A 22489-nucleotide genomic window follows, 5' to 3' on the forward strand; every position below is an offset into this window, starting at 1 on the left:
CAAGTGTCGGAATTTAAAGGATACACCGGAATTTTAGACAGTTGCATGACTTTTAGGCTTTTCATTTGATTGCATGCAATCAAATTTGGTATTAATTTAAAAAAACTAGCATGCATATTAAGACAATGGCAGAATATGCCGCAAACGGAGAAACCCCGGAAGTACTGTTCTGGGTGGGATGTGCAGGGAGTTTTGATCAGCGTGCCCAGAAAATTACCCGGGCATTTGCTACCATCCTTGATAAAGTAGGTATCCGTTTTGCCATTTTAGGAAAAGAAGAAAGCTGCACCGGCGATCCGGCAAGAAGAGCGGGTAACGAGTTTATTTTCCAGATGATGGCACAGAATAATATCCAGTTGCTGAATATGTATGAAGTGAAGAAGATTGTTACTGCCTGCCCTCATTGTTTTAATACACTGAAAAATGAGTATCCTGCATTGGGTGGTAACTATGAAGTTATACATCATACCACCTTCCTCCAGTCGCTCATTGATGAAGGAAAAATAAAGATGCAGGAAGGCGGCACTTTCAAAGGAAAGAAAATCACCTATCACGATTCCTGCTATCTGGGCCGGGCCAACAATATATATGAAGCGCCCCGTAAAGTACTGGAAACACTGGATGCCGACCTGGTGGAAATGAAACGCTGCAGAAGCAAGGGGCTTTGCTGCGGTGCAGGCGGCGCACAAATGTTCAAGGAAGAAGAAAAGGGCAATACCCGTATAAATTTTGAGCGCGGGCATGAAGCCGTAGCTACCGGCGCCACTGTAATAGCCTCCAACTGTCCTTTTTGTATGACCATGCTGACAGACGGTGTGAAAGATGCCGGTAAGGAAGACTCCGTAAAGGTGATGGACATTGCAGAGCTGATAGCCGGGAGCATGAAATGAATACATTTACCTAAATTTGTGCCATGAATACCAGCAACATCTTCCCTGCAGGCTTTTCTCCCGCCTCCAGGGTTTGGATATACCAGAGCAACAGACCATTCAATGAACAGGAGATACTGGAAATTAACGAACAGCTGCACCAGTTCACCAGCCAATGGAACGCACACGGCGCTCCGGTAAAGGGCTGGGGGCAGGTAGTGCTGAACCAGGTGATCGTATTGATGGCAGATGAATCGCAGACCACGGTAAGTGGCTGCAGTACAGATAGTTCCGTTCGTATTATCAAAAGTATAGAGCAACAGTACGGGGTAAATTTGTTTGACCGCCTCCTGCTGGGCTTTATTGTAAAAGATAAAATAGAGCTTCTGCCTATGGCCCAGGTGGCTTATGCCCTGGAAAAAGGCTATATCAATGAAAATACGATCTATCTTAATAATACTGTACTTACCCGGCAGGAACTGGATACCAACTGGTTACAGCCGTTGAAAGACAGCTGGGTGGCGAAAAAGCTAAAGGTTAAAACCGCGTAAAGGACGCATCAGGTCCTCCTTTACTCTGCGCACCGTGCCTGGCCTGTTCGTGTTCTAATCGTAATCTGCTCATATACAAGCCTGTTTCCGGGTCATTGGTATTCATTACAGGGGTACTAAAGATCCGGAAATCTATTTTCTGCCATTCTGTCATTTTGTTATTTTTATTACCTATTTTTGCCTTCCAAAATTTTTGTCAGGATGCTTGATCTGGATACCAAAGTGCATGATGAAAGTCGCCAGGGAGAAGCTTTTGCTCCTGCAACGACTGGCACCCAAACATATACTAAAAAATTCTACATTGAAAGTTATGGATGCGCAATGAATTTCAACGATAGTGAAATTGTTGCTTCCATCCTTGGCGAAGAAGGCTATGGCCCTACCCGCAACGCCGAAGAAGCGAGCCTGATATTGCTGAATACCTGTTCTATCCGCGAGAAAGCAGAACAGACCGTACGTAAACGTCTTACCGAATTCAAAAAAATAAAACAGCAAACCCCGGGTATGCTGGTAGGTGTGTTAGGTTGTATGGCTGAGCGCATCAAAGGCAAACTGCTGGAAGAAGAAAAACTGGTAGACCTGGTGGTGGGACCCGATGCATACCGCAGTTTACCTGCCCTGATCGCAGAAGCAGGTACCGGCCAGAAATCAGTGAATGTGCTGCTGAGCCGGGAAGAAACATACGGGGATATCAGCCCGGTGCGACTGGACAACAACGGGGTTACCTCCTTTGTATCCATTATGCGGGGATGTAATAATATGTGCTCTTTCTGCGTGGTGCCGTTTACCCGGGGCCGTGAGCGCAGCCGCGACGCCTATTCTATTGTCAGGGAAGCAGAAGAGCTTTTTGCCAACGGCTACCGGGAAGTAACGCTCCTGGGGCAGAACGTTGATTCCTATTACTGGACCAGCAACGACGGCAGCGAAACCATCACCTTTGCCATGCTGCTGGAAAAAGTAGCGCTCATCAATCCTTTGCTGCGCGTACGTTTCAGCACATCCCATCCTAAAGATATTACAGATGAGGTACTTTTCACTATGCAGAAGTACGACAACATCTGCAACTATATCCACCTGCCGGTACAAAGCGGCAGCTCACGCATTTTGCAGCTGATGAACCGCACGTATACCCGCGAATGGTATATCAAAAAGGTAAACCGTATCCGTGAACTGCTCCCCGACTGTGGCCTTTCTACCGATGTAATTACGGGTTTCTGCACGGAAACGGAAGAAGACCACCAGGAAACCCTGAGCCTGATGCGTTATGTTGGCTACGACCTGGCCTATATGTACTTCTACTCCGAACGCCCCGGTACACTGGCAGAGCGCCGGTATAAGGATGATGTTCCGGAAGAAGTAAAGAAAAGACGGCTGGCAGAAATAGTGGCATTGCACCGCGATTGCTCACAGGAAAATATGCTCAAAGAAGTTGGCAAAACCTTCAAGGTATTAGTGGAAGGCACTTCCAAACGTTCCGATGAACAGTTGTTCGGGCGGAATGATCAGAATAAGGTAATCGTGTTTCCAAAGGAAAACTTTAAGAAAGGCGATTATGTGATGGTGAAAGTGGAAAGCTGCACATCGGGTACTTTGATAGGGAAAGCTGTACAATAGCAGACAGCATTATTATACTGTCTGTATTTTAAACCATCAAACATATGAATAACCGCTTATGGACATACAGGCTATAAAAAACAGGTTTGGCATTATTGGTAGTAGTCCTGCACTCAATTATGCATTGCAGGTGGCTGTTCAGGTAGCCAATACCGATCTCACAGTACTTATTAACGGGGAAAGCGGTGTTGGTAAAGAGGTTTTTTCACAGATTATCCATGCCCTGAGCGCCCGCAAACATAATCCGTTTATTGCCGTGAACTGCGGCGCTATCCCCGAAGGCACCATCGATTCCGAGCTTTTCGGACATGAAAAGGGATCCTTTACCGGTGCGGTCGACAGCCGCAAGGGGTATTTTGAAACCGTTAACGGCGGCACTATTTTCCTCGATGAAATCGGGGAAATGCCAATGGGAACACAGGCCCGGCTGCTCCGCGTGCTGGAAACCGGCGAATATATCCGCGTAGGTTCCTCCAAAGTACAGAAAACTGATGTGCGCGTAGTAGCGGCCACCAACCGCGATCTGCTGGAGCGCACCCAGCAGGGAAAATTCCGCGAGGATCTTTACTACAGGCTCAACACCGTCCCCATCCGGGTACCGGCGCTCCGCGACCGTAAAGAAGATATCCCGCTGCTGTTCAGAAAATTCTCGGTCGATTTCTCCGAAAAATATAAAACCCCTTCCATACAGCTGGATGAAGAAGCCAGGAACATCCTGGTAAATTATCCCTGGAGAGGTAATATCCGTGAACTGAAAAATATTGCAGAACAGATCTCCGTGCTGTCTTCAGACAAACTGGTAACCGCCAACGACCTGAAACGGTTCCTGCCCGATCAGCCGGAGGTAAACCGCCTGCCGATGCTGGCGGCGCCTCAGCAGACCAGCGATTTCAACAGCGAAAGGGATATCCTCTACAAGCTGTTCTTCGATATGAAGAAAGATGTGACAGAGGTGAAGAAAATGTTCTTCGATATCCTCCAGAACCCCAATATGGCCCATGCAGCAGAATATCATCCGGATAATCATGTGATGCACAACTACCCCGGCGTGGCCGAAATGAATACACCTCCGGGCGCCGGCCTCGGACCAGCTCAACAGCCCATTATCCTGTCGGATAATAAGATTGACCATCACGAAGAAGTAGAAGAAACACTGTCGATTGCCGATAAAGAAAAAGAGCTCATTGTGAAAGCGCTGAAAAAACACAAAGGTAAACGCAAGGATGCCGCGCTGGACCTGGGAATTTCTGAAAGAACGCTTTACCGCAAACTCAAGGAATATAACATCGCTGAATAAACGAATTTTAATATTAGCACCACAATGATCAGCAATATCAAAGCATTTATAGCCATCGGTATGATGGCAATACTGGCAGGTTGCAGCGTAAAATACTCTACCACCGGCGCCAGTATAGACCAGGGAGCCACTACCGTGAACGTTCGCTTTATTGAAAACAGGGCGCCCATCAATAACCCCACCCTGAGCCAGAAGCTGACCATGAAGCTGCGCGACAAGATCACTTCCCAAACCCGTCTTACACAGGTGAACGAAACAGAGCCCCGCGCCGATTATGAGTTCAAGGCAACCATTACCGGATACTCCTTTTCCAATGCGGCAGTGACCAATGTAGATCAGGCAGCCACTTCCAGGCTGAATGTTACCGTAAACGTTACTTTTATTAAACGCATAGGCGATAAAAAAGGCTTTACCCAATCCTTTTCCCGCTCCGCAGAGTTCCCCGCCACCCAATTGCCCAGCAGCGTTGAAAATCGCCTGCTGGACGAAAATATCATCCCGGGTATCACAGATGATATCTTCAACAGGGCTTTTGCAAACTGGTAGTGTGTAATCATTAATTTATTACATTAGCAACCTATGACGGCAAACAGGATTATAGCACATGTGTTTCAACAAACCTCTCTTCAGTTGGTAAACGAAGCGGCAATGGAGCAACTGGTCGCGGATCATCCGTATTTTTCCGCAGCCCGCCTCCTGCTGGCAAGGAAAACTTACCAGCAAACCGGCAACCTCCATCATCCTGCTGTTAAAAAAGCGCTGCTGTATTCCGATCAGCATCACTATGCTTATCAGCTGATCACACAGGAACAGGTGCTGCAGGAAGTGGAAGATCGTATAGCCGCCGTTATCCCGGAAGACACGCTGCCGGAGGAAAACACACTCCAACAGCAGCCGGATGTAAACGGGGAAGAGGAAGAAACATTCCTGCAACCTGCTGAAGATCAGGCTATAATCCCTGAACCGGAAGAAGAAACACTTCCTGAAATTGCTGAAGAACAGACCATAACTTCTGAAGAAGAAGTACAGCCACAGGCATCACCGGAAACAAACACTTTTACATCGGAATTTGAAACAACAGCTTCGGAAAAAGAAAATACAGCATTGGCAGCAGCCCCGACAACTACACCCGGGTACCATACAACAGCACCGGAAACAGCCGCCCCCATTGCGGTGGCTGATTTTGAACCCGGAGACGCCGGTCACACAGTGGAAACACTACCCCCACCGGTAACAGTGCCATCCCCTACCAACGGGCAGGATGCTACAGAAGAGATCAAAGCCGCTGATGGAGAAGAATCATCTACCGGCCCGCTTAGGATATTCCCGCTGGCTACGGCAAAAGAAGAAACAGAACTGGTATTTCAACCTTTATACACTGATGATTACTTTGCTTACAAAAGGCTTAAAAACCCGGAAGAAGCAGATGATTTAAATGAACAGGGCGTGGCAGAAATGAGAAGTTTTACCTCCTGGTTACGGCAAATGAAAGACAACTTTGCCGGCAAAACCAATAAGGATTGGTATCACCAGCAATTACACCGGTTATATGATGAAGATGAAGAACCGGAAGTTTCCGAAACAGTGGAAAAAATGGCAATGGACTCTATTGTTTTCAACAACGACATCGTTTCCGAGACCCTGGCTGAGATCTGGGTACGGCAGCAGCAATATGGCAATGCGATTAAGATATATCAAAAATTAAGTTTGCTTAATCCCGACAAAAACGCTTATTTTGCGCAAAAGATATTAGACTTAAAGTCAAAAACAGATAAAAATAAACAGTAATTTCTATGTTGATAATTTTCGGTATCCTGATCATATTAGCTTGTGTGTTGCTCGGCTTCTTCGTGCTGATCCAGAACCCCAAAGGTGGCGGGCTCTCCGGCAGCTTCGGTGGTGTGGGCAATCAGGTGATCGGGGTGCGTCAGACAACTGACGTATTGGAAAAAGGTACCTGGATACTGGCTACAATTATTGCCATACTGTGCCTGACCTCTCCTTTCTTTATTGGTAAAAGCAGCAAAGTGCAGCAGGTAGCGCCAAGTGCGGTTGAAAGAGCATCCGCCGGCCAGCCAATTACGCCCCAGGCTCCGTCTACTCCATTACCAGGCACTCCTGCTCCGGCACCTGCGCCTGCTCCCGGCAAGTAATTAATTTTATCAGAATAATAATATTTGAAACCTCGCCGTTAAAAGCGAGGTTTTTTTTAATGGCAACCGGCGGAGCACATTGAAAAACCTGGCTGATCACCGCTTTTGCCTCCTTATAACTCCCAACTCTATCTATGGCGAAGAAGAAAAGCAAACAATCCGGCGCTAAATCTGTATGGATAAGACGGATACTGGTCATTGCCGGCTGTTTGGCGGCAGGCGCCCTGGTATATACCTCTTACCGCGTATTTGGGCCCAATACCAAAGCTTTTGGCGACAGCAAATACTTTTATGTGCGCACCAACAGCACTTACTCCGCGGTACTCGACGGACTGGAAGAACAGGGCATCATCCGCAACCGCAACAGCTTTAACTGGGTAGCAGAACGGCTGGACTATCCCAACCGCGTAAAAGCAGGCCGCTATAAAATTACCCGCGGTATGAGCAACTTTGAGATCGCCCGCCTGCTCCGCTCAGGGAAGCAATCACCAGTGGTACTCATTATCAATAAGCTGCGCACCAAAAACGATTTCGTCCGGAAGATCTCCAATAACCTGGAGGCAGATTCCAATGTAATGCGCTCCCTGATGAACGACCCGGTATACCTCCGCCAGTTTGGCCTGGATACCAATACCGTGATGTGCGCTATTATACCCAACACTTTTGAGTTCTACTGGAACACCGGCGCTGAAGCCGTGTTCAAAAAACTGGAAAAAGAAAGGGAAGAATTCTGGACACCGGAGAGAAAAGATAAAGCCGCCAAACTGGGCCTTTCTATGAACGAGGTAACCGTGCTTAGCTCCATCGTGGAAGAAGAAACCAATAAAAACGACGAAAAGCCCATCATTGCCAGCGTGTATCTTAACCGCTACCGCAAAGGCATGCGCCTGCAGGCAGATCCTACAGTGAAATTTGCCCTGCAGGATTTCGGCCTGAAAAGGATCCGGGAAAATCATACCCTTTTCGATTCTCCGTATAACACTTACCGTTATGCCGGGCTCCCACCGGGGCCGATTTGCACGCCCTCCGAAAAAACTTTGAATGCCGTGTTGAATACTCCGGAAACAGATTACCTTTATTTTTGCGCCAGGGCCGATTTCTCCGGCTACCATGCTTTTGCAGCCACCTATGCCGAGCACCTGGTAAACGCAAAAAAATACCAGACAGAACTGAATAAAAGAGGTTTCTAAATAAAACAACAAATTGGCCTTCAGACCCGAAAACATCATCTTTCGTTCAAAACCCTACCGCCGTTTGGTGGAAAGGACTAAAACCCTGATCCTGCCCGGGTTTGAAGGCATCCCGTTATACGACGTATTAAAACACTTCAGCCAGGAAACCAAAAGCCGCGGACTTGGCGACCGGGCAAGGGCCATCTCCTTTAACTTCCTCCTGGCCATTCCGCCGTTCTTTATCTTCCTGTTCACATTAGTGCCATACATTCCCGTGCACAATATAGAGCCTACCCTCTATGACCTGGCCGAGGACCTTACCCCTAACTATAATACTTATATGATTGTACGGGGAATGATCCACGACTTCCTCTACACACACCGCAACGGACTGCTCTCCATCGCATTCGTAATGGGATATTTCTATTCTTCCAACGGCGTAATGGGCATACTCCGGTCATTTGGTAAAATACAGGGCGCCGGGTTCCGGAAAAGAAAATGGTGGCAAAACAGGCTCATTGCCCTGCAGCTCACTGCTATCCTGGTATTGCTGCTGCTTATCACTGTTGCCCTGATCATTGCCCAGGGCGCCACGCTCCGCTGGCTGTTTAACATCATCGGCATCCACAGTACATTACTGAGGAACGTGATCGACATTGCCCGGTGGCTGCTCATCATCATGCTCTTCTATTCCGTTAATGCAGTGCTGTACCGCATTGGCGCCGCCACTACCAAACGCTGGAAGTTCATCACCGCCGGCGCCGCCGTAGCCACTATATGTATGATCCTCGTTACCATCGGGTTCTCCTGGTTTGTCAATAACTTCGGCAACTACAACAAAATCTACGGATCTATCGGCACCATCCTGGTGCTCATGCTCTGGATCTTCTTCAACTCCTTTATCCTCCTTGTAGGCTTTGAACTGAACGCCAGTATCAGAACCGTCAGCGATGCAAAACAGGAAGAAAAAAAACATTCACTCTCTGCATAATCCATATTATCAGCCCCCTCTCCCTGATAAATATTTTTATCTTATTACTATTTATCATAACTTGAACGGCTATTTATCTTGAAAAAAGACAGAAATATACTGTTGCATTTTACTATATTTAGTCAGGACCTGAAAACCATACGCTATGATTAAGGCCACCTTTTATTTATCCTGCTGTACTATTTTATTTTCTTCCTTTCAGCCAACCCGGGAAGTACCACTGGAACCAGGATCTCCCTTACCAAAATCAGAAATAACCTGTACAGATATTTCCGGGAAAGAAATCTCTTTAGGCGCTGCAAAGGGAAATAACGGGCTGCTGGTGATCTTTGGAAGTAATCAATGCCCTTATATGCTGCGTAACCAGGAGCGGCTGCGCAATATCTGCCAGTATGCATCAAAAAACAGCATCGGTGTAATTATGATCAACTCCAATGAAGCCGCACGCACCGGCAATGAATCTTTTGCCGCTATGAAACAGTATGCTGCTGCACAACAATTCAAATGGTATTATGTGGTAGACAGAAATGCAGTACTGGCCAACGCTTTCGACGCCAACCATACCCCGGAATGCTTCCTGTTCGACAAAAACAGCCGGCTCGCCTATAAGGGAGGAATTGATGACAGTCCCGGTAATGCGGCAGCGGTAAAAACGCGTTTATTACAGAACGCCATCAATGAAATGCTGGCGGGCAAACCCGTTAGCGTAAACACTTCTCACAGCATGGGATGCAACATAAAAAGGAATCTTTAAAATTCTTTTTCAGGGAGATGGTATACGGCAGTATCTCATCTCCCTGAAAAATCACCGGCATATTACTGACCTACCAGGAAAACTGCATTACTGAACAACAGTTTGCCGTTTTCCCAGAAACTTCTGAATAAAGGATTATCTGCCAGTATGATGACGGAACCGCTGCCTATTTCCTTTACACCAAACAACAGCCCGTCTTTCAACTGTTGCCGGGTGGATGCGCCTACAAAGCCCGCGAGGTAGCTGTCTTTCTTCAACACGCCTACATTCCAGCCCCCATTCTCAATAAACTCATACAAATGGGCATCCTGCTTCAGCGTATAATAAAATGCAGGATAACCAAATGCCAGCGGGTGAGTAGTATCCAATTGCACTTTATAGATAGCGCCGGGAATAAACTGTTTAATGCTTTCCCGTTCTCTGTTGGCATATGGTTTCAGGGCTTCATACGGACGCGCAGCAGCCGCTTTCTCTTTTGCTTCTTTATCCTTTTCTTCTTCTTTCTTCAGCTTAATGCCCCAGTCGGCCCCGGCCACCTGCACCGCTGCTGATTCCAGTGCAATCAGCTTCCCTCCGTTATTCACCCACTCTTTCAGTTTATCAGTAGCTGCTTTATCTTCAAATATTTTATAATCCCCGTCGGCTAAAATCAGCACATCTGTCTGATCCCAGTTGATATCTTCCACATTTCGTTCATCCACTACCGTTATGGGGAAATCCAGCTGCTGTTCAAAGAAATGCCATATTTCTCCCATACCCAGGGAAGAGATGCCTCTTCCGGCCAGCAGCGTAACTTCCGGCTTACGGATAAAGCGGATCTTATCGGAGCCAAAGTCCATCCCTTTATCTACAAAACCAGTGGTGACTGCATCCAGTGAAATCTTGAAATGATTGGCCTGCATGGTAATAAAACGATCGAACTGGTCGCCTTTTGCAGTGTTTCCCGAACGGGTAATCACAAGCGTTCCCGCCGGGTAATCCTTACCCCCGGCGGTGAAGGGCGTTTCCGTAAATCTTACTTTAATATCATTTTGCAGTAGTGACGATAAGAATTTCACGTCGCGTAAACTGTTCCATTTAGCGAGATAAGCATATGGTTTCTGTGCCGACAAAGGCGTGTTATTACGCGCTGCCGGTGCATCTGTCACCGGTGTTAACGGTTGTTTTACCGCATAGGAAGTTAACCCGTATGCATAAGGCAAAGCCCATGCGGTGATATCATAAGTAACAGAATCAGTTAAGCGGGACACCGGTTCAAACAGCACGCGCAGCATATTGGAATGCGGCTGATAGGCATTGATCACCAGGTCTTCTTTGTCAATCGTAAACGTTTCCGTTTTACCTGTAAAATAATTGAACCCACTGGCGCTGCCGGTACTGGCGCCGAAGCCAACGCTGATATTATTTTTACGCAGCAGCTCCGCCAGCGTATTGAGCTTCTCTGTATTGCCCCCGGCTTTCACCACATACGATTTATACCCACCCTGCGGCGTTTTCTGCGCGGCTTCAAAATACTGTGCATACTCGCTGAGGATCTTTGCCGCCTGCTGTGATGCCACTTCAACGGTAGACATGCTGGTAGCAAAATGATGCGCGATCCGGTCGGTCAGAGTAAGCGTATCACCATCCCTTTTCAGTACGGCTACGCCGGCTCTTCCGCTTCCGCCCTGCTCGTACGTCATACCAATAGCGCCGTTGTACATAGGATAGGTATCACCATAACTGGGATAGAAAAGATCAAAACGTTCCTTGGTAAAATACAGCCAGCCCTGTTCATCAAAATACTTCGCATTATTTTTCCCGATGAGCACCTGCAGCTGCCGCTGCCAGGGAGTAATGGCATCATGAAAAGGTTCCGCCGCAGGCGCAAAATAATAAGGCGCCTCTATTTCCTGCTCATGGAAATCCACGTGCAGCTGCGGCATCCACTCGTTGTATTTTGCCACCCGCTGCTGCGATTCCTTTTGTGTTTGCCAGGCCCAGTCGCGGTTCAGGTCAAAGTAATAATGATTGGCCCTGCCGCCCGGCCAGGGCTCATTATGCTCTCTCGACCAGCGGTTTACATTGGGCGTAACGCTGCGGGTATTGTTATAAAAGCTCACGTATCTTTCACGGCCGTCGGGATTAAGACAGGGATCAATGATCACTACAGTGTTCTTCAGCCATTGCTGCGTTTGTGCGTTCCCGTTATTTACCAGCTCATACAGCGCTTTCATGGAAGCCTCCGTGGAAACCGCCTCATTACCATGTACATTATAGCTTAGCCATACAATTACCGGTTGGTTACCGGCGCTGTTGCCTTTTGCGTTAGACATATCCAGGCTGTGCTGCCGGATCTCCTCCAGCCGGCCGGCATTTTCAGGAGATGCTACAATAGCCATCAGCAGCGGCCTGCCTTCATAGGTGGTCCCATACTGCTCCAGCTTTACATTCTTTGCTGTAGCTGCTACCTGCTTAAAATAATCCACCACCTTGTAATGTGGCGTAAACTGGGTGCCCAGGGGATAGCCGAGAAACTGGTCAGGTGTTGGCACCTGGGCCTCAGCAAAAAGAACGCCCAGCATAACAAAAGCCATTAATAAAAATCTACGCATATAAAGCCTGCAATTGGATACTGTAAGTTAGGAATTGTTTTCCGGTGATAATTTATTAACCCGCTTAAATTATTAAATTTCCCGTAATTCAGCGCATATCGTTAATTTCGATGCCAAAAGACCACCATGCGTTTCCTTATCATGCTGGGAATGACGGTATGCACATTACACACCGCCTGTGCCCAGCAAACAACGGATAAACTACATCCTTACGACTATAGTATTGAGAAAGATATTAAGGTATTACACGGCGCAGTTGTATCTGCACATCCGCTGGCAAGCCGCGTAGGCGCTATTGTACTGCAACAGGGCGGCAATGCTGTAGATGCTGCCATTGCCACCCAGCTGGCGCTGGCCGTGGTATATCCCGGCGCCGGTAATATCGGCGGCGGCGGCTTTCTTGTGGGCCATTTGAAAAACGGGCGCAATATCGCTATCGACTACCGGGAAACCGCGCCGGCAAAGGCACACAGGGATATGTACCTGGACTCTCTCGGTAATCCCATCACCCAGTTAAGCCTGGACGGGCACCTCGCTGCAGGCGTACCGGGCACCGTGGCCGGTTTATTCGCCTCCATGAAATATGCTAAACTGCCTTTTTCCAAACTGATAGATCCCGCCATACGCCTGGCAGAAAAAGGCTTTGTGATCACCGCCTTGGAGGCTGCAGGGCTTAATAGCGCCAGGGCCGATTTCGAGAGACTTAATACCACTAAAACCGTCTTTGTAAGGGAACAACCCTGGAAAGCCGGCGACACCCTGGTGCAGAAAGAACTGGCTCATACGCTCACGCTTATACGAAATAAAGGAGCCGCAGGATTTTACCAGGGAGAAACCGCTGCCAGCATAGTAGCAGAAATGAAACGTGGCAACGGCATCATAACACTGCAGGATCTCAAAAATTATAAATCAAAAGAAAGGACCGCCGTAACCTTTAACTATAAAGGCTATACGATTGTAACCATGCCCCCGCCATCCAGTGGCGGCATTTGCCTGCAACAGCTGATGGGTATGGTGGAAAACTACCCCATCTCTCAATGGGGCTTCCAGTCGCCACAGGCCGTTCAGCTGATGGTGGAAGCAGAAAGACGCGCCTATGCCGACCGGGCCCGGTTTCTCGGCGACCCCGATTTCGTGAAAGTACCTTTCTCCCAGCTCACAAGCAAAAAATACCTCGCTGCCCGCATGCAGGATTTTACACCAGGCAAGGCCGGCTCCAGCGAACAAACAAAAGCAGGGGTACTTCCTGAAAGCGAAGAAACCACCCACCTCAGCATCATAGATGCCGACGGTAATGCCGTAGCGGTAACCACTACCCTCAACGGCCACTTCGGCAGCAGAACAGTAGCAGGTAAAGCGGGCTTCCTGCTGAATAATGAAATGGACGACTTCAGCGCTAAGCCAGGCGTGCCTAATATGTACGGACTGGTAGGCACGGAAGCCAATGCCATTGCTCCTGCCAAACGCATGCTCAGTTCCATGACGCCAACCCTGGTACTGCAAAAAAATGAAGTGCTGTACTCCCTGGGTACACCCGGTGGCTCCACTATCATTACCTCTGTTTTCCAAACGTTGATGAATACACTGGAATTTGGCCTCACGCCATCAGAAGCCATCAACAAACCCAAGTTCCATCACCAGTGGCTGCCCGATGAAATTGCCGTGGAAAACGGGTTCCCCGACAGCACCATCCAGGCGCTGGAAGGAATGGGCTACAAGGTGGTAAAACGCGGCCCCATAGGCCGTACAGAAATTATTAAAAGAGCGCCTGAAAGCCGCTACCTGGAAGCTTCCGGTGATAAGCGCGGCGACGACAGCGCTGCAGGATATTAATCTAAAAAGACTGACATGTCTATTCAATCTATTTATCTGCAAAGCGTGCTAAAACGTTTTGAAATACACCGGGAGCTGGGTTTTAAAACCATACAGCGACTGAACAAAGACCAGCTCAACTGGCAACCGGAGGGAGCGCCCAACAGCATTACCATGATCATTAAACACCTGCATGGTAATATGCTGTCGCGCTGGACTGATTTCCTTACCACAGACGGGGAAAAGCCGGGCCGTAACCGCGACCAGGAATTTGAGGAAGACAACTACAGTTATGAACAGATCCTGCAACTGTGGAATGAGGGCTGGGATTGCATGCTTACCGCCATTCGCGCCCTGCAGGACACGGATCTCGACAGGACCGTATTTATCCGCAATGAACCTCATATTGTAATAGATGCTATCAACCGGCAGCTGGCACATGTGCCCTACCACGTTGGCCAGATTGTATACATCGGGAAAATGATCCTGAAAGATAAATGGGAAAGCCTGTCCATCCCCAAAGGCGGATCGGCAGCTTTCAATAAAGCAAAAACAGGGAACTGATCATTCATGAAAATATGTCACCTATTTGCCGTTATTACGGTATTCCTCCTGTTCGCCGCCTGCCAGGGGAAAAAGAACAATGAGCTGCTGATGAATAAAAAGTGGCGGGTATACGATGTGAAAATTCCACCGGAATCGCCCATCAGCAATACGCAGTACATACAGGCACAGGACCTGAAGAAAGGTTATTACCGGGATGCTTATTACCAGTTCCTGGATAATAATGTATTTGTGGCCACCATTGCCGGCAGGTCCGACACCGGTAAATACTTTATTCTAAGCAACGGCGCCATGATCTCCGTTACTGCAAAAAACGGCGACCGCAAAGTGGAAAACCTCGTTACAGTTACCAGGCTTACGGAAGATTATTTCGATATGCAGGTAACCTCTACCGACTTCCAGTTTATTTTATGTACGAAGAAAGAATAACGGCTATGTTGTATACGGATCATACACCCGGAAGAACAGTTTTACAGGAAGGCCGCAGCTGTCTTTTCTTTTCAGGGTTTGCCTACCTCGGGCTGCACCAGCTGCCTGCCTTCAAACAACTGCTGGCAGAAGGTATTGAAAAGTATGGCACCCTGTTTCCTTCTTCCAGGTCCGGCAACTTACGGTTATCTATATACGAAGAAACAGAACATGCCCTTTGCACACATTTGAAGCAGCAATCAGCAGCCGTTTTTTCTTCCGGCTACCTGGCATCCCAGGCCGCCGTACAATACGCAGTGAGCAACAGGCAGCCACTGTATGCACCGGATGCGCACCCTTCGCTGTGGTACCAGCAGCCGGTGCTGCCGGATATGAGCCGGGAAGAATGGATCATCCATACAATAGAACAGGTGAATGCACACCCGGATCATCATTTTGTGATCATCACTGATACCGTAAATCCGCTTACAGGCGCCATCCATCCTTTCCACTGGCTGCAGGAGCTGCAGCGCAAGGTACTGGTACTGGCAGATGATTCACACGGCATCGGCATATTAGGTCCCGACGGGCAGGGCGCTATTCATTTTTTACCGGAAACCCCGTGTGTAAGATACCTGCTCTCCGCCTCACTGGCAAAGGCCTACAGCGTTGCCGGCGGGATTGTTGCCGGTCATGCTGCAGATATCACGGCAGTGAAAAAACTGCCCGTCTTTTCAGGCAGTACTCCCATGATACCGATGCATGCCCATGCCTGGTTGCATTCAGGAGATCTCGCTGCAAAAATGCGCAGGTCATTACAACAAAACATCGCTTACTTCCTTCATCTTACCGCCAATACCGTGGTGCATAACCCGCATGGCCTCCCCATGTTCATCCTGCCTCCGGACGACGCGCTGGTGCATTACCTGCACGACCGGGACGTTATTATTTCCAGCTTTCCCTATCCGCAGCCACACAGCCCGGTGATTAACAGGGCAGTGGTTTCTGCACTGCACCTGCAGGAAGATATAGCAACACTGCACCAGTTCCTGCAGGAGTTCGGGATCACCAAAGTATAGGCCTAAAAAAACGGGAAGTTGCCCTCCCGTTCTCTTCTGTTTATCGTCACCTGTTAAGGCGTTACTTTTACTGTTTTAGGCATCCTCAGCTCCACCACATAGGTACCGGCTTTCATCAACCGGAAGGCAAACAACGGGTTTACGCTACCTACTTTGGCCGATATATTTTTATCTACCGATACATAAGCAGAAGGAATACGGTAATACATCAGGTAATTCCAGTTGGTACCGCCGCTGGAGTAACGGCTCAGCGGGAACGGCGCAATCTCGAAATTACAGATCATAGCCGTATCTGTATATTCAATCGGATGGAACTTGGTATAGTTTTCAAAAATGGGGCGGTCGCCACGCTTAATGATCTCTCCCTTTTTCGGGTTGAATGGCTTACCATCTTTATCCGTTATTTTCAGGATCACGGAAGCCCCGCTTTCATTGACCCTGGTAATTGTCATTACCGGCGCGCCCATTGGCACAGTAGCAGAACCATCATCCGGGAAGAAATTACAGTTGGCGGTGGTTTCAGTAACCAGTGGCGGATCAACGGTAGTGAGCATACCAATGTTCTTATACACTTTTGAGCCCGCCACATTGGATACCTCCACGTCATACTCATAGGTAACATCCAGCGGTAAGCTATCCGTAGCGCCGTTGAACACAAACTGGCCGCTGGACAGGAATACATATGGCTGCATTTTTTTCAGCTCCCGTTTTTTATTCACCAGCTCAATGGTAGTATCCTTTGCAGGATCTACCGCTGCCGTATATACGTAAACAGGATATTCTTTATAAAATTCATCTGCATGCTTTTTATTATCCGCTCTCCTGATGTCCAGCAGCTTCACGGTCATGGGCTGGGTAGTGCCATCTGCAAGGATAGCGCTTGTTTTCTGGAATGCGTTACCACGTTGTACCTTAATCGGGGTATCCGGTACATACAGGCCATCGCTCAGAAAGCCTTCTTCTATCTTTTTACATCCCGCTATCAGCAGCCCAAGCAGCATGGCGGAGGTGAGCCATTTCTTTCCTTTATATTGATGCAACATAGTTTTCAATTTAATGATGATGACTATTTCCAGTAGAACACATGGTTGTTTTGCAATACATGCAATACGCCTGTTTTTGTAATGATACCGGTGGTTTGCAGGGTATACTGGATATCCCTGTCTTCTTCAGGATAATCATCCGGGCGGGGATCAGGGTCCAGGCCGTTGATCACTTTGGTGAGCGCCATATACTTTACACCGGCAGAAAAAATATCATCATAACCGCCTGCTTTGATCAGCTTGAAAGCAAAGTCCTCATTCACTTTATTTTTATACACCTGCGATTCCAGTGAAAGATCAGCACGTACAATTTTCCCGTTAAAAACGTAAGCCAGCAGGGAGTCGCGCAGTTCAGGCGCCTTCAGGCTGTCGATGGTGTACTTCACGTTCTCATCATTCAACTCCTTTTGCAGCTGCGTGGTCCGCACGCCCAGGAACTGTTTGATCGAGTAATCCGTAGGCGCTACAAAAGTGACATCGCTGTTGATGGTTTCTTTAAGCCCTGCTTTGTCGATCAGCAGGATCAGCGTATCAAAATTTGAATTTGCTTTGAGATAATCGTAAGTAGTAAGATCTGTATGATCATTGGTAGGACTACCGCCCAGGAAATGATCGTCTTTTTTACAGGCGGCAAATAAGAGGGAGATCAGTAAGAAGCCCCAGCCAGCCTTCGCAGTAAATATTTTCAGTTTGTTCATGTCAGTTCATTTAAGTGTCAGGATGCTATTTCACTTTACCGAGCCAGTAATCATTTTGTTTGAGCACACTGTTGTTGAGGAACAACACGCGCCCTACCGGCCATTTCCAGCCACCGGCATCAAAGCGGTCCTGCGGGAAACCTGCCGCTGCATTCACGTCGCCATTCATCAGCATACGTGTACGCACCAGGTCGTACCAGCGCTGGCCTTCTGCATATAGTTCGCGGGAGCGTTCCAGGAATGCTTCCACTTTAATATCGGTTACGTCTTCGGGTAAAATGGGGCTGGCCTGGGAGCGGGCTCTCACACGGTTAATATCCTGTAAGGCGGCGCCTGTATTTCCCTGGTCGGCATAGGCCTCAGCGCGCAGCAGCAGCAGGTCGGCATAACGCATCAGGATGATATTGGCGTCTACAGCAGCATCCGTGAAATTACCCGGATTGCGGTAGTTGATATTTTCCCGGTTGGGGCCTGCAAATTTGCAGATCAGTACATCATATTGCCCCGCTGCGTCGAGGTTGGTAAAGTAATAGTGACGGCGTAAATCGGTGCCATCTTCATCATACAGCAAATTGATCAGGTCAATATTCGGCGCATCTATTTTACTGTCCTTGTTGTTGATAAAAGGCGTTTTCAGGATGTTATAATAAAATCCCTTCTCCACCTGTTGCTCTCCGTTAGCCACCTGCATATTGATTTCAAATATGCCTTCCATTGATTTTCCGTGGAAGATCTTCGGGTACATCTCTGCCGGCAGCAACTGGTACTGACCGCTGTTCTCTACGGAATCAATAGCGGCAATCGCATTGGTTACATCAGATACTACCTGTCCTTTGTTCAGGAAGTTTCTCCACATGTAAGCGTGTGCCAGTAACCCAAAAGCAGCGCCCCTGTTAGCTCTTACGGCTCTTTCAGTGCCGTTCTTATATTCCCAGGGCAAGAGGCTGATGGCCTTTTTAAGATCGGCAATACAGGTATCGAGGATGATCTTTTCATTGCTTCTCGGGATATTTTCCGATGTTACCGGGTTAGGATCATACTTCGTCACCAATGGCACATCGCCCCAGATACGCACCATATAGAAGTAGCTGAAAGCCCGCAGGAAATAGGCTTCTCCCAGGAAGCGGTTACGGGTGCGGGTGGGCTGATCAGTGAACTGTGCATCCGGGATATTGGGAATATTATGCATCATAATATTCGCCTGGGTAATCACTTTGTAGTAGGGCGACCAGTCGTGATACTTCTCCAAATAAGAGCCCAGGAAATCAGCCGTATTCATACCATCTCCACCTTTTACCAGGAACCTTACATCATACTGGTTATAGTCCGAGAACTCATATGCCGGCAATGAACCATACGCAAAATGCGACATGTTCTGATTATAGTCCGTATTGGAAGTTAACGCCCTGCGCAGTAAGGCATAACCGCCTGCCACACCTTGCTCCGCATCCCGCTGGTTAGTCCAGAAAACAGAATTATAGGGAGAATTGATCGGCTCCTGGTCCAGCAGCTTCTTACAGGAAACAAACGGCGACAACAGCAGTCCTGCAGCTATTACCGTGAATATATTTTTCAGACAGTTCATATCTTCTTCTTTTTAAAAATTAAAAACCAACATTTACACCCAGGGTGAACTTACGTGGTATAGGATAACCTCCACCGGTGTAAGTACCTTTTTCGTCCACTGCTTCCGCATCGGGAACACTTGATTTCTGGAACATCTTTACATTGTCTACCACGCCATAGATCTGCAGCTTGCTGAGCTTAGCACGTTCCAGGAACTTGGGACTGAACTGGTAAGCAAGGTTCAGGTATTTGATACGCAGGTAAGAACCATTTTCCACAAAGGCAGATGAAAAAGGAAGGAACTGGTAGTAATAATGCTCGCTGTAAGGGATCACTTCCGCATACTTGCTGTTATCTCCTTCTTTGTGCCAGCTGTCGATAGAAGAAGGATCTATAGCAGCAATATTTGCGTAGTTATTGGTTAGGCCGATAAGCCTGTCGGACATATACTTGTTGTAGATATCACGTTTAAGGGTAAACGTCATGTATACCTGCAGGCTCCAGGGACCATAGGAAAATGCGTTGGTAAAACCGCCGGTGCAGGCGGGGTTAGGATTACCGCTGCGTACTTTATCGTTCCAGTCCCACACATCATAGTCGCCGTTCTGGTCTTCCCAGATAAAGTCGCCCGCCTGCACAGTATGATTACCATTCCAGTAGGTAAGCTTTTCACCGGTGTAAGGGTTAAACGGAATATCTTTTTCGCTGGCGTATACGCCTTTGTTCTTAATCAGGTAAAATTCGTTGATAGCGCGGCCTTTGGTAAGCACGTAGGTCATACTGGTGATGTTATCCGGCACCATCAGGTCGCGGTTACCGTTGGGTAATTTAACGATCTGGTTTTTGATGAAAGATAAGATCAGGGTAGAATTCCACTGGAACTTGCTGGTAGGCGGCGTGATCCGGCCCTGTATGGTAAATTCCACACCAGTGTTGCGCACATCCACCGCATTGGTATTCACTTTATCATACCCGGAAGTAGATGGCAGCAGCAGGTTAAACAGCAGTTTGGAAGTTCCCCTGTTAAACGCGTCGGCGGTAACGTTCAGTCTTCCGCCAAAGAAGCTTGCATCCACACCAATATTGGATTGAATAGCCTGTTCCCAGGTAAGCCCGTCCTGTGCCACACCATCAGAGAAGTTAGGCGTTACGGCATTCACACCGTTGTAGGTGCCGCCGGTAGATCCGCCATAGGTACCCTGGTTGATGCTGTAGTTATTATACTGGAGATAATATTGTTTTGGTAAGCTTCCTGTTACGCCATAGCTGCCGCGGATCTTGAAGTATTCCACCCAGCTTTTGAAAGGCGCCATAAATGGTTCGTCTGAAAGGTTCCAGCCGGCAGATACGGAGGGGAAATAACCCCAGCGGCTGTTACGGCCAAAGCGGGAAGAGGCATCTGCACGGTAGGCAAATGACAGCAGGTATTTCTCTTTATAGTTGTAGTTCACGCGGGAGAAAAAGGACAACATACCGGACGACTGGTAATCAGACCCGGAAACGAGGTTGTCATACACATCCCTGTACATCATATAGCTGAGATTATATCCCTGCACTACTTTCACATTGTCGTTGCTCAATGCGCCGCTGCCAATGCCGGTAAATTCATTCCTGATATTGTTGATGGTATTACCCAGCAGCACATTCAGATGATGATCCTTATTCACCACATCAGTGGAATAGCTCAGGGTGTTATCGAGGTTCAGGTTCTCATAACGCGATTTACCGCTTTGTGCATAAGATAATCCTGCAGTGTTCAGCTCTCCCGGTCTGAAAATATCGCGGGTATTGATGCTGGACTGAACGGAGCCTATTGAGGAGAAGCGCAGCTTTTTTGAAATATCATAGTTCACGGTAAGACTGGCAGTGATATCATCGTTGATGTTCTTATCACGGCCGGATTCCAGGTCGCCGGTGAAGTTTTTGCGGTCAATATCTGAGATATTAAAGAGAGAGGAAAGATACTGGCCGTTTACCAGCGGGATCACATTCTCTCCCGGGAATACGCCACGGCCGCGGGATCTGTCGCCACGGCTCAAACGGAACAGGGAAGAAACATTCAAACGGGACGACATTTTCACGCCCATGGCAGCGGAAATGGTATAGCGTTTAAAGCCGGTTCCGCGAATGGTTCCATCTTCATTATAATAGTTGCCACTGATACGGTAGTTGGTAGTTTCTGATGCGCCGGAAACAGACAGGTCGTAGTTCTGGATGATACCGTTCTGGTAAAAAAGATCCTGCCAGTCGACCGCCCCGCTGAAAGCGGGATTGAGGCTGTCTGTCAGCATCATGGGAATATTATTCACTTTCTGCTGGTCGGAAAGATACTTTTGCAGGTAGTCCATTTTGAACCATCTTTCTTCCGCGCCGCCGTATACCGTTTCAAATTTTGGTTGCTGGGTGAGCCCTGCATAGGTGGAGAAGTTCACCTGCGGCTTGCCTTGTTTACCGCGTTTGGTTTTTACGATCACTACGCCGTTGGCGCCGCGGGAGCCATAAATAGCTGCAGCCGACGCGTCTTTCAGGATGTCGATGGATTCAATATCATTGGGGTTCAGGCCGGCGATATAGTTGGTACCGGTGTTGTCAAATGCTGCGGCGTCATCCAGTGATACGGGGATATCGTCTATCACAAACAGCGGGGAGCTCAAAGTACGGGCGGCGCTGGCATCGCGGCTGATGGAGGTATTTCCCCTTACCACGAAGGAGCCTCTTACTCCCGGTTCGCCTGTAAAATTCTGTACGTTCAAACCGGCGGCACGGCCCTGCAGCAGTTGGTCGAAGCTGGGGGAAGGAAGGTTTTCGATGTCCTTGCCTTTTACGCTGGAAACCGCTGCCGTTACCGTTTTACGCCGTACCTCCTGGTACCCGATCACCACCACATCTTTCAGGCTTTTGGCATCCGGTTTCAGGGAAATAGTGTAAGATGCTTTCCCCGACAACACTAACGTTTGCGTTTCAAAACCTATAAATGAAATAGACAGTTTGTTGGAATTGCCTTTCAAGGTAAGCGTAAATTCGCCGCTGGGACTGGTGGCTGCACCGTTATTGGTACCTACTTCTTTTACAGATACGCCGGGTAAAGGCCCGCCTTTATCATCTGTAACTGTACCTGAAATTTTTCGCTCCTGGGCCCATGCCTGCAGGCATAGGAATCCCATCAGCACTAATAGTAGCAACTTTTTGTGCATAGATTCTGGTTTATTGAATTATTCTGGAATTATCAGACTGGTCTACTGAATGTTTAAGATAATTTGTTCACTGGTGAAATAATCGTTGTTGCTGTGTTACAGGAACGGGTGAATTACAATTGTGTGCTGG

General features: G+C 48.1%; 19 protein-coding genes. 14 read left to right on the forward strand and 5 right to left on the reverse strand.

Features of this window, described 5'->3' with window-relative positions; translation table 11 throughout:
• The first annotated feature begins 110 nt into the window (after positions 1–110).
• The 10 genes from FN124_RS01160 (at position 111) to FN124_RS01205 (ending at position 9401) form a co-directional block, all read left to right on the forward strand.
• Entirely contained in the window at positions 111–890 is a 780-nt protein-coding gene (locus FN124_RS01160; protein ID WP_142682966.1) for a (Fe-S)-binding protein, read from the forward strand.
• Between the two features lie 23 nt (positions 891–913).
• Entirely contained in the window at positions 914–1420 is a 507-nt protein-coding gene (locus tag FN124_RS01165) for a hypothetical protein (protein ID WP_142682967.1), read from the forward strand.
• Positions 1421–1621: 201 nt separating this feature from the next.
• Positions 1622–3034 carry a tRNA (N6-isopentenyl adenosine(37)-C2)-methylthiotransferase MiaB gene (gene miaB, locus FN124_RS01170; protein WP_142682968.1) on the forward strand — a complete coding sequence of 471 codons (1413 nt, stop codon included), beginning with the start codon at positions 1622–1624 and terminating at the stop codon, positions 3032–3034.
• A gap of 58 nt (positions 3035–3092) precedes the next feature.
• A complete protein-coding gene (locus FN124_RS01175; RefSeq protein ID WP_142682969.1) occupies positions 3093–4331 on the forward strand; it encodes a sigma-54 interaction domain-containing protein in 1239 nt (412 codons plus the stop codon).
• A 24-nt stretch (positions 4332–4355) separates the two neighbouring features.
• Positions 4356–4877, forward strand: a complete 522-nt coding sequence (lptE, locus tag FN124_RS01180) for an LPS assembly lipoprotein LptE (protein ID WP_142682970.1) — start codon at positions 4356–4358, stop codon at positions 4875–4877.
• Positions 4878–4910: 33 nt separating this feature from the next.
• Positions 4911–6119, forward strand: coding sequence for a DUF8458 domain-containing protein (locus tag FN124_RS01185; protein ID WP_142682971.1), 1209 nt, complete (start codon positions 4911–4913; stop codon positions 6117–6119).
• A 5-nt stretch (positions 6120–6124) separates the two neighbouring features.
• Positions 6125–6484: a preprotein translocase subunit SecG gene (gene secG / locus FN124_RS01190; protein WP_142682972.1), complete on the forward strand. Its 360-nt coding sequence runs from the start codon at positions 6125–6127 to the stop codon at positions 6482–6484.
• A 134-nt stretch (positions 6485–6618) separates the two neighbouring features.
• Positions 6619–7674 (forward strand): endolytic transglycosylase MltG, encoded by a 1056-nt coding sequence (gene mltG / locus FN124_RS01195; RefSeq protein WP_142682973.1) that lies wholly within the window; start codon positions 6619–6621, stop codon positions 7672–7674.
• 67 nt (positions 7675–7741) lie between these two features.
• The gene (locus tag FN124_RS01200; protein WP_185937049.1) at positions 7742–8647 is read left to right on the forward strand and encodes a YihY/virulence factor BrkB family protein; all 906 of its coding nucleotides are present in this window, start codon (positions 7742–7744) and stop codon (positions 8645–8647) included.
• 145 nt (positions 8648–8792) lie between these two features.
• A complete protein-coding gene (locus FN124_RS01205) occupies positions 8793–9401 on the forward strand; it encodes a redoxin family protein (protein ID WP_142682975.1) in 609 nt (202 codons plus the stop codon).
• Between the two features lie 62 nt (positions 9402–9463).
• Here the strand turns inward: FN124_RS01205 and FN124_RS01210 are convergent, their stop codons facing one another.
• Positions 9464–11995, reverse strand: coding sequence for a M14 family metallopeptidase (locus FN124_RS01210; RefSeq protein ID WP_142682976.1), 2532 nt, complete (start codon positions 11993–11995; stop codon positions 9464–9466).
• Between the two features lie 126 nt (positions 11996–12121).
• Here FN124_RS01210 and ggt point away from each other — a divergent pair, with 126 nt between their 5' ends.
• The 4 genes from ggt to FN124_RS01230 are packed head-to-tail and all read left to right on the forward strand — an operon-like array spanning position 12122 to position 15858.
• Entirely contained in the window at positions 12122–13828 is a 1707-nt protein-coding gene (gene ggt, locus FN124_RS01215) for a gamma-glutamyltransferase (RefSeq protein ID WP_142682977.1), read from the forward strand.
• 15 nt (positions 13829–13843) lie between these two features.
• Positions 13844–14371, forward strand: a complete 528-nt coding sequence (locus FN124_RS01220; RefSeq protein ID WP_142682978.1) for a DUF1572 family protein — start codon at positions 13844–13846, stop codon at positions 14369–14371.
• Positions 14372–14377: 6 nt separating this feature from the next.
• Positions 14378–14800 (forward strand): hypothetical protein, encoded by a 423-nt coding sequence (locus FN124_RS01225; RefSeq protein ID WP_142682979.1) that lies wholly within the window; start codon positions 14378–14380, stop codon positions 14798–14800.
• Entirely contained in the window at positions 14782–15858 is a 1077-nt protein-coding gene (locus FN124_RS01230) for an aminotransferase class I/II-fold pyridoxal phosphate-dependent enzyme (protein ID WP_142682980.1), read from the forward strand. The genes FN124_RS01225 and FN124_RS01230 overlap by 19 nt, the downstream gene beginning before the upstream one ends.
• Positions 15859–15911: 53 nt before the next feature.
• Here FN124_RS01230 and FN124_RS01235 read toward each other — a convergent pair whose 3' ends face one another.
• Genes FN124_RS01235 through FN124_RS01250 form a run of 4 tightly spaced genes read right to left on the reverse strand, consistent with a single transcriptional unit; the run spans position 15912 to position 22359 of the window.
• Positions 15912–16901, reverse strand: coding sequence for a DUF5007 domain-containing protein (locus FN124_RS01235; RefSeq protein ID WP_142682981.1), 990 nt, complete (start codon positions 16899–16901; stop codon positions 15912–15914).
• A gap of 23 nt (positions 16902–16924) precedes the next feature.
• Positions 16925–17599 (reverse strand): fasciclin domain-containing protein, encoded by a 675-nt coding sequence (locus FN124_RS01240; protein ID WP_142682982.1) that lies wholly within the window; start codon positions 17597–17599, stop codon positions 16925–16927.
• A 25-nt stretch (positions 17600–17624) separates the two neighbouring features.
• A complete protein-coding gene (locus FN124_RS01245) occupies positions 17625–19184 on the reverse strand; it encodes a RagB/SusD family nutrient uptake outer membrane protein (RefSeq protein WP_142682983.1) in 1560 nt (519 codons plus the stop codon).
• A gap of 19 nt (positions 19185–19203) precedes the next feature.
• On the reverse strand, positions 19204–22359 hold the full coding sequence (locus FN124_RS01250) for a SusC/RagA family TonB-linked outer membrane protein (RefSeq protein WP_142682984.1): 3156 nt from the start codon (positions 22357–22359) through the stop codon (positions 19204–19206).
• Between the last annotated feature and the right edge of the window lie 130 nt (positions 22360–22489).

It is taken from the genome of Chitinophaga polysaccharea (genome assembly GCF_902150045.1).
GTDB classification, from domain to species: Bacteria; Bacteroidota; Bacteroidia; order Chitinophagales; family Chitinophagaceae; genus Chitinophaga; species Chitinophaga polysaccharea_A.

Bases quoted from the DNA above. Each gene is read 5' to 3' on its own strand.
- FN124_RS01210 (WP_142682976.1), bottom strand. From the start codon at position 11,995: ATGCGTAGATTTTTATTAATGGCTTTTGTTATGCTGGGCGTTCTTTTT.
- FN124_RS01205 (WP_142682975.1), top strand. From the start codon at position 8,793: ATGATTAAGGCCACCTTTTATTTATCCTGCTGTACTATTTTATTTTCT.
- FN124_RS01175 (WP_142682969.1), top strand. From the start codon at position 3,093: ATGGACATACAGGCTATAAAAAACAGGTTTGGCATTATTGGTAGTAGT.
- FN124_RS01165 (WP_142682967.1), top strand. From the start codon at position 914: ATGAATACCAGCAACATCTTCCCTGCAGGCTTTTCTCCCGCCTCCAGG.
- FN124_RS01185 (WP_142682971.1), top strand. From the start codon at position 4,911: ATGACGGCAAACAGGATTATAGCACATGTGTTTCAACAAACCTCTCTT.
- lptE (WP_142682970.1), top strand. From the start codon at position 4,356: ATGATCAGCAATATCAAAGCATTTATAGCCATCGGTATGATGGCAATA.
- FN124_RS01250 (WP_142682984.1), bottom strand. From the start codon at position 22,359: ATGCACAAAAAGTTGCTACTATTAGTGCTGATGGGATTCCTATGCCTG.
- FN124_RS01225 (WP_142682979.1), top strand. From the start codon at position 14,378: ATGAAAATATGTCACCTATTTGCCGTTATTACGGTATTCCTCCTGTTC.
- FN124_RS01160 (WP_142682966.1), top strand. From the start codon at position 111: ATGCATATTAAGACAATGGCAGAATATGCCGCAAACGGAGAAACCCCG.
- mltG (WP_142682973.1), top strand. From the start codon at position 6,619: ATGGCGAAGAAGAAAAGCAAACAATCCGGCGCTAAATCTGTATGGATA.
- secG (WP_142682972.1), top strand. From the start codon at position 6,125: ATGTTGATAATTTTCGGTATCCTGATCATATTAGCTTGTGTGTTGCTC.
- miaB (WP_142682968.1), top strand. From the start codon at position 1,622: ATGCTTGATCTGGATACCAAAGTGCATGATGAAAGTCGCCAGGGAGAA.
- FN124_RS01240 (WP_142682982.1), bottom strand. From the start codon at position 17,599: ATGAACAAACTGAAAATATTTACTGCGAAGGCTGGCTGGGGCTTCTTA.
- ggt (WP_142682977.1), top strand. From the start codon at position 12,122: ATGCGTTTCCTTATCATGCTGGGAATGACGGTATGCACATTACACACC.
- FN124_RS01235 (WP_142682981.1), bottom strand. From the start codon at position 16,901: ATGTTGCATCAATATAAAGGAAAGAAATGGCTCACCTCCGCCATGCTG.
- FN124_RS01230 (WP_142682980.1), top strand. From the start codon at position 14,782: ATGTACGAAGAAAGAATAACGGCTATGTTGTATACGGATCATACACCC.
- FN124_RS01245 (WP_142682983.1), bottom strand. From the start codon at position 19,184: ATGAACTGTCTGAAAAATATATTCACGGTAATAGCTGCAGGACTGCTG.
- FN124_RS01220 (WP_142682978.1), top strand. From the start codon at position 13,844: ATGTCTATTCAATCTATTTATCTGCAAAGCGTGCTAAAACGTTTTGAA.